Origin of the sequence: Klebsiella sp. C239 (assembly GCF_048822715.1) — a bacterium.
Classification (GTDB): Bacteria; Pseudomonadota; Gammaproteobacteria; order Enterobacterales; family Enterobacteriaceae; genus Klebsiella; species Klebsiella quasipneumoniae.
Map to the genome: position 1 here is coordinate 589,898 of NZ_JBMEZK010000002.1, position 13,836 is coordinate 603,733.

Annotated in this window: 13 protein-coding genes and 1 tRNA gene; 9 read left to right on the top strand and 5 right to left on the bottom strand. The window is 55.0% G+C overall.

Annotation, left to right across the window (positions count from 1 at the left end; all coding sequences use genetic code 11):
• From ureE to ACOI6Z_RS08075, 4 genes are all read left to right on the top strand, one after another.
• On the top strand, positions 1-477 hold the full coding sequence (ureE, locus tag ACOI6Z_RS08060; RefSeq protein WP_017899736.1) for an urease accessory protein UreE: 477 nt from the start codon (positions 1-3) through the stop codon (positions 475-477).
• A 1-nt stretch (position 478) separates the two neighbouring features.
• Positions 479-1,153, top strand: a complete 675-nt coding sequence (locus ACOI6Z_RS08065; protein ID WP_064157985.1) for an urease accessory protein UreF — start codon at positions 479-481, stop codon at positions 1,151-1,153.
• Positions 1,154-1,161: 8 nt separating this feature from the next.
• Entirely contained in the window at positions 1,162-1,779 is a 618-nt protein-coding gene (ureG, locus tag ACOI6Z_RS08070) for an urease accessory protein UreG (RefSeq protein WP_023291043.1), read from the top strand.
• Between the two features lie 152 nt (positions 1,780-1,931).
• Positions 1,932-3,539 carry a purine-cytosine permease family protein gene (locus ACOI6Z_RS08075; RefSeq protein ID WP_072413563.1) on the top strand — a complete coding sequence of 536 codons (1,608 nt, stop codon included), beginning with the start codon at positions 1,932-1,934 and terminating at the stop codon, positions 3,537-3,539.
• Positions 3,540-3,583: 44 nt separating this feature from the next.
• Here the strand turns inward: ACOI6Z_RS08075 and tsaD are convergent, their stop codons facing one another.
• Positions 3,584-4,597, bottom strand: a complete 1,014-nt coding sequence (gene tsaD / locus ACOI6Z_RS08080; RefSeq protein WP_002916879.1) for a tRNA (adenosine(37)-N6)-threonylcarbamoyltransferase complex transferase subunit TsaD — start codon at positions 4,595-4,597, stop codon at positions 3,584-3,586.
• 237 nt (positions 4,598-4,834) lie between these two features.
• On the opposite strand from tsaD, the gene rpsU reads away from it, so the two are divergent.
• The 3 genes from rpsU (at position 4,835) to rpoD (ending at position 8,968) form a co-directional block, all read left to right on the top strand.
• Positions 4,835-5,050, top strand: coding sequence for a 30S ribosomal protein S21 (rpsU, locus tag ACOI6Z_RS08085; protein WP_001144069.1), 216 nt, complete (start codon positions 4,835-4,837; stop codon positions 5,048-5,050).
• A gap of 111 nt (positions 5,051-5,161) precedes the next feature.
• On the top strand, positions 5,162-6,907 hold the full coding sequence (gene dnaG / locus ACOI6Z_RS08090) for a DNA primase (protein ID WP_017899733.1): 1,746 nt from the start codon (positions 5,162-5,164) through the stop codon (positions 6,905-6,907).
• 219 nt (positions 6,908-7,126) lie between these two features.
• Entirely contained in the window at positions 7,127-8,968 is a 1,842-nt protein-coding gene (gene rpoD, locus ACOI6Z_RS08095) for an RNA polymerase sigma factor RpoD (RefSeq protein ID WP_004174339.1), read from the top strand.
• Between the two features lie 86 nt (positions 8,969-9,054).
• Here the strand turns inward: rpoD and mug are convergent, their stop codons facing one another.
• A complete protein-coding gene (gene mug / locus ACOI6Z_RS08100) occupies positions 9,055-9,561 on the bottom strand; it encodes a G/U mismatch-specific DNA glycosylase (RefSeq protein WP_032418352.1) in 507 nt (168 codons plus the stop codon).
• Positions 9,562-9,685: 124 nt separating this feature from the next.
• Between mug and ACOI6Z_RS08105 the strand changes: the two genes are divergently transcribed.
• Positions 9,686-9,761 (top strand) — tRNA-Ile (locus ACOI6Z_RS08105).
• A 160-nt stretch (positions 9,762-9,921) separates the two neighbouring features.
• On the opposite strand, the gene ACOI6Z_RS08110 is transcribed toward ACOI6Z_RS08105, so the two are convergent.
• The 3 genes from ACOI6Z_RS08110 to ACOI6Z_RS08120 are packed head-to-tail and all read right to left on the bottom strand — an operon-like array spanning position 9,922 to position 12,240.
• The gene (locus ACOI6Z_RS08110; RefSeq protein ID WP_064155335.1) at positions 9,922-10,494 is read right to left on the bottom strand and encodes a GNAT family N-acetyltransferase; all 573 of its coding nucleotides are present in this window, start codon (positions 10,492-10,494) and stop codon (positions 9,922-9,924) included.
• A 1-nt stretch (position 10,495) separates the two neighbouring features.
• The gene (locus ACOI6Z_RS08115; RefSeq protein WP_224359670.1) at positions 10,496-11,308 is read right to left on the bottom strand and encodes a sulfite exporter TauE/SafE family protein; all 813 of its coding nucleotides are present in this window, start codon (positions 11,306-11,308) and stop codon (positions 10,496-10,498) included.
• 11 nt (positions 11,309-11,319) lie between these two features.
• On the bottom strand, positions 11,320-12,240 hold the full coding sequence (locus tag ACOI6Z_RS08120; RefSeq protein WP_130952680.1) for a TauD/TfdA family dioxygenase: 921 nt from the start codon (positions 12,238-12,240) through the stop codon (positions 11,320-11,322).
• Between the two features lie 750 nt (positions 12,241-12,990).
• Between ACOI6Z_RS08120 and ACOI6Z_RS08125 the strand changes: the two genes are divergently transcribed.
• Positions 12,991-13,836, top strand: coding sequence for an MBL fold metallo-hydrolase (locus tag ACOI6Z_RS08125; RefSeq protein ID WP_102005898.1), 846 nt, complete (start codon positions 12,991-12,993; stop codon positions 13,834-13,836).

Genomic DNA, 13,836 nt, shown 5'->3' on the forward strand with positions numbered 1-13,836 from the left:
ATGCTTTATTTAACTCAACGTCTGGAGACCCCCGCCGCCGCGACCGCCAGCGTTACGCTGCCGATTGATGTTCGCGTCAAAAGCCGGGTAAAAGTCACCCTCAACGATGGCCGGGAAGCTGGCCTGCTGCTGCCCCGCGGGCTGCTGCTGCGCGGCGGCGATGTGCTCAGCAACGAAGACGGCACCGAATTTGTGCAGGTGATTGCCGCTGATGAAGGAGTGTCGGTGGTGCGCTGCGACGATCCGTTTATGCTGGCGAAGGCCTGCTACCACCTCGGCAATCGTCACGTACCGCTGCAGATTATGCCGGGCGAGCTGCGCTACCATCACGATCACGTGCTGGACGATATGCTGCGCCAGTTCGGCCTGACGGTGACCTTTGGCCAGCTGCCGTTCGAGCCGGAAGCCGGCGCTTACGCCAGCGAAAGCCACGGTCATCATCATGCTCATCATGACCACCACGCTCACAGCCACTAGCATGTCGACAGCGGAACAACGTCTGCGGCTGATGCAGCTGGCCAGCAGCAACCTGCCGGTAGGGGGTTACAGCTGGTCCCAGGGGCTGGAGTGGGCTGTGGAAGCCGGATGGGTGCCGGACGTCGCGGCCTTCGAGCACTGGCAGCGACGGCAGATGACGGAAGGCTTTTTTACCGTCGACCTGCCGCTGTTCGCCCGCCTGTACCGCGCCTGCGAACAAGGCGATATCGCCGCGGCCCGGCGCTGGACGGCTTATCTGCTGGCCTGCCGGGAGACCCGTGAACTGCGGGAGGAAGAGCGCAACCGCGGCGCGGCGTTTGCCCGCCTGCTTGGCGACTGGCAGCCGGACTGTCCACCGCCGTGGCGCACGCTGTGCCAGCAAAGCCAGCTCGCCGGGATGGCCTGGCTCGGCGTGCGCTGGCGCATCTCGCTGCCCGAGATGGCCCTAAGCCTGGGCTACAGCTGGATTGAGAGCGCCGTGATGGCCGGCGTTAAGCTGGTGCCCTTCGGCCAGCAGGCCGCTCAACAGCTGATTTTACGTCTTTGCGACCACTACGCGGCGGCGATGCCCCGCGCGCTGGCCGCGCCGGACGGCGATATCGGATCGGCCACGCCGCTCGCCGCCATCGCCTCTGCCCGGCATGAAACCCAATACTCCCGATTATTCCGTTCCTAGGAGAAGCCATGAATTCTTATAAACACCCGCTGCGCGTCGGCGTTGGCGGCCCGGTCGGCTCCGGTAAAACCGCCCTGCTGGAAGCGCTGTGCAAAGCGATGCGCGATACCTGGCAGCTGGCGGTGGTCACCAACGACATCTACACCAAAGAAGATCAGCGCATCCTCACTGAAGCGGGCGCGCTGGCGCCTGAACGCATTGTCGGGGTGGAAACCGGCGGCTGCCCGCACACGGCGATCCGTGAAGATGCCTCGATGAACCTCGCCGCGGTGGAAGCGCTGAGTGAAAAGTTCGGTAACCTCGACCTTATCTTCGTGGAAAGCGGCGGCGATAACCTGAGCGCCACCTTCAGCCCGGAGCTGGCGGATCTGACCATCTATGTTATCGACGTGGCCGAAGGGGAGAAGATCCCGCGCAAAGGCGGGCCGGGGATCACCAAATCCGATTTTCTGGTGATCAATAAAACCGACCTTGCCCCCTATGTGGGCGCTTCACTGGAGGTGATGGCGAGCGATACCCAGCGTATGCGCGGCGATCGCCCATGGACCTTCACCAACCTGAAGCGTGGCGACGGCCTGAGCACCATTATTGCCTTCCTCGAAGACAAAGGCATGCTCGGCAAATAGGCCTTTTGCACCAGCCGGGCGCAAGCGCGTCCGGATGGTGCAGCTCATGCCCTCTCTTCTGTCACCCTGCACCACCCTCCCCGCCACGCCTGCCCTGCAATATGGCATAAGGTTTGCTAATTCAAGTCATGCCTAACCATTAAGGAATGACTATGTCATCACTGGATCTCAACCCTGAATTACCCGCGACCGCGCGGACTTCCGGCTCCCGGGAAACCTTAGAAGATTACACCTTACGTTACGCCCCGCTGAGCTTCCGCCGCTGGGGACCGGGCGTCGTCGCGGTCACGGCGCTGGGCGGCATCGCCTATCTGGCGGACTTTTCCATCGGCGCCAGCATCGGTATGGCCTGGGGCACCAGCAACGCCATCTATTCGATCCTGGTGGCGGCGCTGGTGATCTTCCTCACCGGCATTCCGTTGGCGATCACCGCCGCGCGCTACAACATTGACCTTGACCTGATCACCCGCAGCGCCGGCTTCGGCTATTTCGGCTCGGTGATCACCAGCATTATTTTTGCCGGCTTCACCTTTATCTTCTTCGCCCTCGAAGGCTCGATCATGGCCCAGGGGCTGCTGGTGGGCCTCGGGATCCCACTGTGGATGGGGTATCTGATCGCCACCCTGATGGTGCTCCCGCTGGTGGTCTATGGCATGAAAGCCCTGACCCGCCTGCAGGTGTGGACCACTCCGCTGTGGCTGGTGCTGATGGTGGTGCCGGTGGTGTGGCTGATTGTCAAAGATCCGCAGCTGGTGGACGGCTTCCTGCATTTCGCCGGTAAAAACAGCGCGTCGACGGTGGATATCACCGCCATCATGCTCGGCGCCGGGGTATGCCTGTCGCTGATCATGCAGATTGGCGAGCAAATTGATTACCTGCGCTTTATGCCGCCTAAAACCGCTGAGAACCGTAAAGCCTGGTGGCTGGCGGTCTTTTCCGCCGGCCCGGGCTGGGTGGTGCTAGGCGCGATCAAACAGATTATCGGCGCTTTCCTCGGCTTCTATCTGTTGACCCGTTTCCCGGCGGTACACAATACCGAACCGGTGCAGCAGTTCGTCAGCGTCTTCGATAACCTGGTGCCCGGCTGGCTGGCTCTGACGCTGGCGGTGGTGCTGGTGGTGATCTCGCAGATCAAAATTAACGTCACCAATGCCTATTCCGGCTCGCTGGCGTGGACCAGCGCCTGGACCCGCACCACCAAACGCTATCCGGGGCGGATTATTTTTGTGGTGGTCAACCTGGCGATTGCCCTGGCGCTGATGGAAGGCGATATGTTCAGCGCCCTGTCGTGGATCCTCGGCTTTTACTCCAACTTCGCCATCGCCTGGGTCGTGGTGGTGGCGACCGACATCACCTTTAATAAAGGCTTGCTCAAGCTGGCGCCGGCGCAGCCGGAGTATCGTCGCGGCATGATCTACAACGTGAACCCGGTGGGCGTAGTCTCCTTTGGCCTGGCCGCCGGGCTGTCGATCTGCGCCTTCTTCGGCCTGCTGGGGGCGACGCTGGCGCCCTTCTCGCCGCTGATTGCGCTGGTCGTCGCCTTTGTCATGACCCCGCTGATGGGGATCCTCACCCGCGGGCGCTACTACATTAAGCAGAGAGATGACGGGATCGCCGAACCGCGCTATGACGCGGCGGGGAACGCCTCGACCACCGTATATCAATGCGTTAGCTGTGAGGAAGAGTACGAGCGCCCGGACGTGATGCACTCGCATAAGCATCAGGGCGCCATCTGCTCGCTGTGTAAAAGTATGGAGTAGTCAGGAAGGCAGGCCGACGTGACGTCGGCCTGTGTCAGGACGCTTTAGGCGGCAGGCAGCTCGGCCAGCGGCCAGCGCGGGCGGACCGTCACGCCGAGCTCGGCTTTGGCGCCGGTTTGCAGACGCACCATGCCGGCGTAGGCGATCATCGCGCCGTTATCGGTACAGAACTCAGGGCGGGCGTAGAACACCTCGCCGCCGCGTTTTTGCATCATCTCCGCCAGCTTCGCCCGCAGGGTGCGGTTGGCGCTCACGCCTCCCGCCATCACCAGACGCTTAAAGCCGGTTTGCTCCAGCGCGCGGCGACATTTAATCATTAGCGTATCGACGACCGCATCCTCAAACGCGCGGGCGATGTCGGCGCGGGTTTGCTCATCGTCGCCGTTGCTGCGAATGGTATTGGCGGCGAAGGTTTTCAGACCGGAGAAGCTGAAGTCCAGCCCCGGACGGTCGGTCATCGGACGCGGGAAGACGAAGCGGCCTTCAGTACCCTGGGACGCCATTTTCGACAGCATCGGCCCGCCGGGATAATCCAGCCCCAGCAGTTTCGCGGTTTTATCAAAGGCTTCGCCCGCCGCATCGTCAATCGACTCGCCCAGCAGCTCGTACTGGCCGATGCCGGTGACGCTGATCAGCTGAGTATGACCGCCGGAGACCAGCAGCGCGACGAACGGGAACGCTGGCGGGTTATCTTCCAGCATCGGCGCCAGCAGGTGCCCTTCCATATGGTGTACCGGAATCGCCGGCACGTTCCAGGCGAAGGCCAGCGACCGGCCCACGGTGGCGCCGACCAGCAGCGCCCCCACCAGGCCAGGACCCGCCGTATAGGCGACGGCATCGATATCTTTCGCCGTCAGACCGGCCTCTTTCAGCGCCGCCTGGATAAGCGGCACCGTTTTGCGCACGTGGTCGCGCGATGCCAGCTCCGGCACCACGCCGCCGTAGTCCGCATGCAGTTTCACCTGACTATACAGTTGGTTGGCTAACAGACCTTGCTGGTCGTCATAAATCGCGATGCCGGTTTCATCGCAGGATGTTTCAATGCCCAGTACACGCATGAGTTGTTTTACCTCGCTTCAATACCGCGCAGTGTAGGTCCAATGACCGGCGATGTAAAACTTTGCTCACCCCTGGTGCTCTCTTCGTGTATACTCCTCACCCTTATAAAAGTCCCTTTCAAAAAAGGCGCCGGTGCTTTACAAAGCAGCAGTAGTTGCAGTAAAATTCCGCACCATTTTGAAATAAGCTGGCATTGCGGCCAGCGGCAAACCGAATTAATCAAAGGTGAGAGGCACATGCCGGTAATTAAAGTACGTGAAAACGAGCCGTTCGACGTAGCTCTGCGTCGCTTCAAGCGTTCCTGCGAAAAAGCAGGTGTTCTGGCGGAAGTTCGTCGTCGTGAGTTCTATGAAAAACCGACTACCGAACGTAAGCGCGCTAAAGCTTCTGCAGTGAAACGTCACGCGAAGAAACTGGCTCGCGAAAACGCACGCCGTACTCGTCTGTACTAATCTGTTGAGAGCGACGCTCTCAATTCAGACCGAGTTGTAGTTGTAAGGCCGTGCTTCCGAAAGGAATGCGCGGCTTATTTTCGTTTATAGTCATCAGAAATAACGGGGCTTATGGCTGGACGAATTCCACGTGTATTTATTAGCGATTTGCTTGCCAGAACCGACATCGTCGATCTGATCGATGCGCGGGTAAAGCTGAAAAAGCAGGGCAAAAATTTTCACGCGTGCTGTCCGTTCCATAACGAAAAAACCCCCTCTTTCACCGTCAACGGTGAAAAACAGTTTTACCACTGCTTCGGCTGCGGGGCGCACGGCAATGCTATCGATTTCCTGATGAACTACGACAAGCTCGAGTTCGTGGAAACGGTCGAAGAGCTGGCCGCCATGCACAACCTCGAAGTGCCTTATGAAGCAGGCAACGGACCCAGCCAGATAGAGCGCCATCAACGGCAGAACCTCTACCAGTTACTGGATGGTCTGAATACGTTTTATCAACAGTCTCTGATGCAGCCCGCCGCCGACCCTGCGCGCCAGTACCTGGCAAAACGGGGGTTAAGCAGCGAGGTGATTACGCGCTTTGCCATCGGCTATGCTCCCCCAGGTTGGGATAACGTTTTAAAACGTTTTGGCGGCAATCAGGAAAACCGCCAGTCGCTTATTGATGCCGGCATGCTGGTCACCAACGATCAGGGACGCAGTTACGACCGCTTCCGCGAACGGGTAATGTTTCCCATCCGCGATAAGCGAGGCCGGGTGATTGGGTTTGGCGGACGGGTGCTGGGCGATGCCCTGCCGAAGTATCTCAACTCCCCGGAAACCGACATATTCCATAAAGGCCGTCAGCTGTATGGCCTGTATGAAGCGCAGCAGGACAACCCCGAACCACCGCGGTTGCTGGTTGTCGAAGGCTATATGGACGTCGTGGCGCTGGCGCAGTACGACATCAACTATGCTGTCGCCTCGCTGGGTACCTCGACCACGGCCGACCATATCCAGCTGCTGTTCCGGGTGACCAATAACGTCATCTGCTGCTACGACGGCGACCGGGCCGGCCGCGATGCCGCCTGGCGCGCGCTGGAGACGGCGCTGCCGTACATGACCGATGGTCGCCAGCTGCGCTTTATGTTTCTGCCTGACGGCGAAGACCCGGATACGCTGGTGCGTAAAGAGGGCAAAGCGGCGTTCGAGGCGCGGATGGAGCAGGCTCAGCCGCTCTCCACGTTCTTGTTTAACAGCCTGCTGCCGCAGGTCGACCTCAGCACGCCGGACGGGCGCGCGCAGCTGAGCACGCTGGCGCTGCCGCTGATAACCCAGGTGCCGGGCGAAACCCTGCGCATCTATTTGCGTCAGGAGCTGGGCAACAAGCTGGGCATTTTAGATGACGCCCAGCTTGAACGTTTAATGCCAAAACAGGCGGAAAATGGCGCGCCGCGCCCCGCACCACAGCTAAAACGCACGACCATGCGTATACTGATAGGACTGCTGGTGCAAAACCCGGATCTGGCGCCGTTAGTCCCACCGCTGGAAGGGCTGGACTCGCGCAAAATGCCGGGGCTGAGCCTGTTCGGCGAGCTGGTGAAAAGCTGTCTGGCGCAGCCTGGTCTGACAACCGGGCAACTTTTAGAGCAATATCGCGGCACAAAAGAGGCCGCAACCCTTGAAAAACTGTCGATGTGGGACGATATAGCAGATAAAGATATCGCTGAACAAACCTTCACCGACTCGCTCAACCATATGTTTGATTCACTGCTGGAACTGCGACAGGAAGAGTTGATAGCTCGCGATCGCACACACGGTTTAAGCAGTGAGGAACGCCGGGAGCTCTGGACCATCAGCCAGGAGCTGGCGAAGAAATAAATGACAGACTCAGTCATTCACGTTGCATTGATGCAGCAGCAGAACGCAGAGCAACGTGAAGGACACCGTATTTAACGGCTTAAGTGCCGAGTATCGATCGGGAAGCCCCCGACAGCCGCGCAGAGGCGCAGCGGCAATAATATAAGTACGCCCTCGCTTTAAATGTCGACAGCCCGCCTGCCGACACCAATCAAACGAATTAAGTGTGGATACCGTCTTATGGAGCAAAACCCGCAGTCACAGCTGAAGCTTCTTGTCCAACGTGGTAAGGAGCAAGGCTATCTGACCTATGCCGAGGTCAATGACCATCTGCCGGAAGATATCGTCGATTCCGATCAGATCGAAGACATCATCCAAATGATCAACGACATGGGCATTCAGGTGATGGAAGAAGCACCGGATGCCGATGATCTGATGCTTGCCGAAAACACCGCGGATGAAGATGCTGCCGAAGCCGCCGCGCAGGTGCTCTCCAGCGTGGAATCCGAAATCGGGCGCACGACCGACCCGGTGCGCATGTACATGCGTGAAATGGGTACCGTAGAGCTGCTGACCCGTGAAGGCGAAATCGACATCGCCAAACGCATCGAAGACGGCATCAACCAGGTGCAGTGCTCCGTTGCCGAATACCCGGAAGCGATCACCTACCTGCTTGAGCAGTACGACCGCGTTGAAGCGGAAGAAGCCCGTCTGTCCGATCTGATCACCGGTTTCGTCGATCCGAACGCCGAAGAAGATATGGCGCCGACCGCCACCCACGTTGGCTCCGAGCTGTCTCAGGAAGAGATGGATGACGACGAAGACGAAGACGAAGATGAAGACGCCGACGACAACAGCGATGACGACAACAGCATCGACCCTGAGCTGGCCCGTGAGAAGTTCGCCGAGCTGCGTACCCAGTACGAGCTGACGCGCGACACCATCAAAGCCAAAGGTCGTAGCCATGCCGCCGCCCAGGAAGAGATCCTGAAGCTGTCTGAAGTCTTCAAGCAGTTCCGCCTGGTGCCGAAGCAGTTCGATTACCTGGTCAACAGCATGCGCAGCATGATGGATCGCGTTCGTACTCAGGAACGTATCATCATGAAGCTGTGCGTTGAGCAGTGCAAAATGCCGAAGAAAAACTTCATCACTCTGTTCACCGGCAACGAAACCAGCGAAACCTGGTTCAACGCCGCGGTGGCGATGAACAAGCCGTGGTCCGAGAAGCTGCTGGAAGTGAAAGAAGACGTGCAGCGCGGCCTGCAGAAGCTGCAGCAGATCGAAGAAGAGACCGGCCTGACCATCGAGCAGGTGAAGGATATCAACCGTCGCATGTCCATCGGTGAAGCGAAAGCCCGCCGGGCGAAGAAAGAGATGGTGGAAGCGAACCTGCGTCTGGTTATCTCGATCGCCAAGAAATACACCAACCGCGGTCTGCAGTTCCTCGACCTGATTCAGGAAGGCAACATCGGTCTGATGAAAGCGGTTGATAAGTTCGAATACCGTCGCGGCTATAAGTTCTCGACCTACGCCACCTGGTGGATCCGTCAGGCCATTACCCGCTCCATCGCGGATCAGGCGCGCACCATCCGTATTCCGGTGCATATGATTGAGACCATCAACAAGCTCAACCGTATCTCCCGCCAGATGCTGCAGGAGATGGGCCGTGAACCGACCCCGGAAGAGCTGGCTGAGCGCATGCTGATGCCGGAAGACAAGATCCGTAAAGTGCTGAAGATCGCCAAAGAGCCTATCTCCATGGAAACGCCGATCGGCGACGATGAAGATTCGCATCTGGGGGATTTCATCGAGGATACCACCCTCGAGCTGCCGCTGGATTCCGCGACCACCGAGAGCCTGCGCGCGGCAACGCACGACGTGCTGGCCGGCCTTACCGCTCGTGAAGCGAAAGTCCTGCGTATGCGTTTCGGTATCGACATGAACACCGACCACACGCTGGAAGAAGTGGGTAAACAGTTCGACGTGACTCGCGAACGTATCCGTCAGATCGAAGCGAAGGCGCTGCGTAAATTGCGCCACCCGAGCCGTTCTGAAGTGCTGCGTAGCTTCCTCGACGATTAATCGTCGCCAGCCGATTAAAAAGCTCCCTGCGGGGAGCTTTTTTTATGGCGTTTCGCTGGTCGCTCGGGGAAAGTCGCCCCTCTCCGCTACTGGCCGCGGGTCGCCAGGGCATCATCCAGTTCACGATAGGCCGCCACCAGCTTGTCGAGCGTCGCCCGGTTTAAGCCGCTGGGATTGGGCAGCACCCACACCTGGGTCGTGCCGATGCTCATGGCCTGTTTCCCCCACTTCGCGCCGCGCTGGTTAAAGGCCAGCTCGAAGGCCTGCTTGCCAAGCACCGCCAGCGCCTGCGGCTGATACTCCTCAATCTTCCTCACCAGCTCACGGCCGCCGCTGCGCAGTTCCTGCAGGGCGACCTCGCTGGCCTGCACCGTCGGACGCTCAACCAGCATGGTGATGCCGCAGCGCGTATCCAGCAGCTGCAGCTCCTCTTCCGGCCTGAGCTGTCGGTCGGTAAACCCGGCCTGATGGATGACCTTCCAGAAGCGATTGCCAGGATGGGCAAAATGAAAGCCGGTATGGGCGGAGGACTTCCCCGGGTTGATACCGCAAAAGACAACGCGCAGGCCCGGCGCAAGGATATCGCTAATCATGTTTTCTCCGGCTGTATGGCTAAAACATGATTATAAAGGATTGAAAATGCATTGTTTATAAAAACAGCAGCTGCGCGCTTTACGCTGGATTGCAACCGTCAGTTACTTTATAATCCCTCGCCACGGCCCCTTAGCTCAGTGGTTAGAGCAGGCGACTCATAATCGCTTGGTCGTTGGTTCAAACCCAACAGGGGCCACCAGATATCAAGGGCTTACGTGAAAACGTAGGCCCTTTTCCTTTTCCAGACGCCTCTGAAAAGAGCAGAATTCGGTTAGCCACCGGCCAAACCCGGACCTTCGCTTATGCCGGCAGGCGCCGAAGACGCCCGCCGGGTCTGCCGCAATGTATCAGCCCACCTCTCAGGAGGTCGGTAACGCCATCATGTGGTACTTATTGCCATTGAAGTGAAAGAAACCGACGTCCTCAAACTGGTTGCGGGTATGAAATGCATACGAGCGCGGGTTCAGCACATTGACAAAGGTAACGATGACGGGATAACGCGGTGCAAACACCTTGCGTTGATACTCAAGCAGCATCTCGCCTACGCCCTGGCCACGATACTCTTCTGCGACACAGATGGGGCCATACTGGTATGAGCTAACCGCATCCAGATTTTTTCCCTGGTAGTGATATTCATTGAGAATACTTGCCATGTATTTAAACATGGGCCAGGGGCTGAGAAATTCCCACGATCCACCAAGCAACAGGCCAATGACCTTGTCGCATGTACTATCAACCGCAATCACCACACCACTTTCGGCTGAACGCAGTTCATTTAACTGCTGCTCCGTCATATCGGTGGTGACAAATCCATTCGCCCGTTGCTCTCCCGCAAGATTTTTTGCGTGATAGCGCTCCAGCAGTTGTTTCACCTCTGGAATGTCAGAGTCTTGCGCCAGCCGCACGACGATATTTTCATTGCCCATTGCCATTTCACACTCCTGTAAAATATTTTACTGAAAGCGTCACCATCATCGCACCCACGGTGACAAAGAGAACTTTGCGGATAATTTCACCATTGGTTTTAATGGCATGCAGACTTCCAATGTGATTACCAGCCAGGCTGGCAATAATCATCGGAATGCCGATTAAATAGGCCATCTTACCGGCAATCGCAAAGGCAACAAACGCCCCTATATTGGATGCAAAATTAAAGATTTTGCTGGTCGCGGATGCCTGCAGCAGTCCAAACTTATTAATAACCGTTAATGCAATGATGAAAAGGCTACCGGTCCCAGGGCCAAAAAAACCATCATAAAAACCCACGATAAAACACACTACAAAGATTGCCAGAAAGTGAGTCCTGGCAGAGTCGTCTGCGGACTCTTTAATTTTTCCCTTAATCGTTGCTGCGAGTAAACCAACGGGTAATAGCACCACAATGACGATCGATAAGGTCTCCACAGGCAAAAGTAATATCACCTTCGCGCCCACATAGGCTCCCGCCAGGGCAGAAATTAATCCCGCAGGGATAACGCGCCAGATAACAGACTTATTTTTAACAAAGTTCTTAATGGCAGCGATGGTGCCTATAGTACTGACCAGTTTTTCCTGTCCCAGCGCAAGCTGAGGTGGTAGCCCTGTCAGGATAAAGGCTGGAATTAACACGAGTCCAGCACCGCCCGCAATCGCATCAATATAGCCCGCGATAAATGATGCAATAACCAGCAGGATCACCCCGAGAATAAGGTAATGAGCAATAACGCTTCCCTCAATGAACATTGAGTGATTAACTAAATCTGACATTTTTTGTTCCGTTATAGTGTGCGCAGGTGGTGGAGACAAAGTGAAGAATCGACAAGCTGCGTATCAGTTGGTCTGTGTTTCATAGCAAAAACCCGCAATAACCACCTGTCCGTGCCATCAAAACGAGGTTCAAAAGCATTTCTGGTATGCATTGTTCTTTGGTTTAAAAAAGTCACTGCATAGCCTGGCTCCAGCGGAACATTGAACCACAGGTCATGTTCCAGGGTGATAAATCGCATTTTTTCCAGCGCGGCTTCGGCTTCGAGAGTCATACCTTGAGTATTGTGCCAGTCAAATCGTGAATACCAGACACCGTTGTCGCTCACAATAATCGGCACCTTCTCAATACTGGATCCCTCTGTAAAGCTGGCTGGCCGTTTAATCCTGAAGGCGGGGCTGGCAAGAATAGCGATATCCTTATCAGAAAGTCTCTTCAGAATCTGATCCAGTTTTAACAGACTGGTGTGAACGCCTTCCTCTTTCCTGAGACACAACAAACTCAGAGTGTCAGGACAGCCGCCAAGTCGGTTAGACGGCGTCTCGCCGGTAATGTACAGATCGGGATTATCGACATGCGGGTAAAAGTCATACTTAGCCCCCTGAGAACTTATTTTCTCTTCTGCCTGGAGCATCGGGCAGACATGCCTTATAAGATGTCCGTTATTTTCGCCCTGATAGACGACGGGCCATAGGCCGGCCTGAAAATGTGCAGAAAGATAAGCGCCATGTAACGCTGCATTTTTTGACTCGACATAATCAGCATAAGAGGGAACGACGGGGGTTTGAGTGATTTCTTGTGCACCAAAGTGTGGCAGTTTCCATATTACATAACAGTCCTCTTCAAGCCTTTTCCTGAATTCGTCTGTTGGTATGGGAAGCGCATCTTTGATACGGTCGGCGATTGATAGAATAATTCCATTCTTCATAAACATACCCTGTCCTGAAGCTACCAGTATAATAAGATTTATTTCACTATTTCTCTGAATTGTTCATTCAGATATTTCCATTTCATTCTAAATAGTGCGGTTAATTTATAACGCAGATTTATTAATCCCTTCAAGGTAGCGGATAAAATCCAGACGATCTTTCTATCTTTAGCGCTGACTACAAACCTTTAAATTTTAATCACATAATTTTTACAAAATATTATCCTGTGAGCCATTAGCTGAATCAGTTCAGCTAAATACTGTCAATGATTCATTAATAACAAATAGAAATAAGATATATCAATATTAGCAATTCTACTGGATACGACGTTTCTCAAGTCAGGTCAGCGATGCGGGCAACTGCGCATTCCTATCCCTGCTGCCCTCAGGATCGTTCATGTCGAACGGCCCGACTTTACGGTAGCGTTCGATTGGTCGACCATCAGGGCGTGGCGCGATATCGGTATCCCCATAGACCGGTTGTGTTGTCAGGGATAAAAAACAGCGATTGCATAACTACCATCTCCCTTGCGATGAGCATGGCCGCGATTGCATACATGGCTAACGCAAGCGAGAAACGGCACGATGCAAATTTTTTAGTTAAGCTCATCCTTTTTCCCGGCGGCATCTGGTCAGCCCTGGCATGCATGACAAATGTTGGTGAATTGCTTATCCGCAATGACTGTGGCATAACACCAGTCCAGAATAGAAAGATGTCGTTTTTTATATTGTTGGCGCCACATCGAGGATTTATTGATGCAATTAACGGTTCTGGTTGATAATAATACATTCATTGACAGGTACCTTATCGGTGAACCTGGTGTGTCTTATCTGATTGAGTATGATGGTCAAAAAATCCTTTTCGATACGGGATATTCAGATGTTTTCCTGCAAAATGCGCAAATGTTGAAAATAGATTTGACCAGTATCGATAGTATCGTGTTATCCCATGGCCATAACGATCATACCTGGGGCCTCAATCATTTAACCCAATATTATGATCGACTCAACTTCACTCCCGAGAAAAAGATAAACTTAATCTGCCATCCAGATGCATTAAGCCCAAAGTATTTTGATGAAAAATCTATAGGGATAAACTACAGATTCGATAAAAATGATCTCTTCTTCAACAAAATTTGCAGCCAAAAACCTTATCCACTCACTGAAAACATCATCTTCCTTGGTCAAATACCAAGGGACAATAAATTCGAGATGCTGACACCGGTAGGCCAAACGGTGGATGAGAAAGGCGAAATGACTGATGATTACGTTATGGATGATTCTGCGCTGGCAATAAAGACAGAAGATGGACTGGTGGTAGTCACAGGCTGTTCTCACGCGGGAATAGCTAACATTATTGAATATGCGAAACAGGTTACCGGAGAACATCACATTGTTTCGGTCATTGGCGGGTTCCATTTGCAAAATGCTGATGAAGATCGCCTCACACAGACAGGGGATTACCTTAAAGCATTGTCACCGGGCTCCGTCTATCCATGCCATTGTACCGATCTTGCGGCGAAGGTTAGCCTGGCGCGTTTTATCAAAATTAACGAGGTCGGCGTTGGATTAACGCTGAATTTTTCTGCCGCCGGGAAATAA

Coding starts and splice junctions, on each gene's coding strand:
- ureE (WP_017899736.1), top strand. CDS start 1: ATGCTTTATTTAACTCAACGTCTGGAGACCCCCGCCGCCGCGACCGCC.
- ACOI6Z_RS08065 (WP_064157985.1), top strand. CDS start 479: ATGTCGACAGCGGAACAACGTCTGCGGCTGATGCAGCTGGCCAGCAGC.
- ureG (WP_023291043.1), top strand. CDS start 1,162: ATGAATTCTTATAAACACCCGCTGCGCGTCGGCGTTGGCGGCCCGGTC.
- ACOI6Z_RS08075 (WP_072413563.1), top strand. CDS start 1,932: ATGTCATCACTGGATCTCAACCCTGAATTACCCGCGACCGCGCGGACT.
- tsaD (WP_002916879.1), bottom strand. CDS start 4,597: ATGCGTGTACTGGGCATTGAAACATCCTGCGATGAAACCGGCATCGCG.
- rpsU (WP_001144069.1), top strand. CDS start 4,835: ATGCCGGTAATTAAAGTACGTGAAAACGAGCCGTTCGACGTAGCTCTG.
- dnaG (WP_017899733.1), top strand. CDS start 5,162: ATGGCTGGACGAATTCCACGTGTATTTATTAGCGATTTGCTTGCCAGA.
- rpoD (WP_004174339.1), top strand. CDS start 7,127: ATGGAGCAAAACCCGCAGTCACAGCTGAAGCTTCTTGTCCAACGTGGT.
- mug (WP_032418352.1), bottom strand. CDS start 9,561: ATGATTAGCGATATCCTTGCGCCGGGCCTGCGCGTTGTCTTTTGCGGT.
- ACOI6Z_RS08110 (WP_064155335.1), bottom strand. CDS start 10,494: ATGGCAATGGGCAATGAAAATATCGTCGTGCGGCTGGCGCAAGACTCT.
- ACOI6Z_RS08115 (WP_224359670.1), bottom strand. CDS start 11,308: ATGTCAGATTTAGTTAATCACTCAATGTTCATTGAGGGAAGCGTTATT.
- ACOI6Z_RS08120 (WP_130952680.1), bottom strand. CDS start 12,240: ATGTTTATGAAGAATGGAATTATTCTATCAATCGCCGACCGTATCAAA.
- ACOI6Z_RS08125 (WP_102005898.1), top strand. CDS start 12,991: ATGCAATTAACGGTTCTGGTTGATAATAATACATTCATTGACAGGTAC.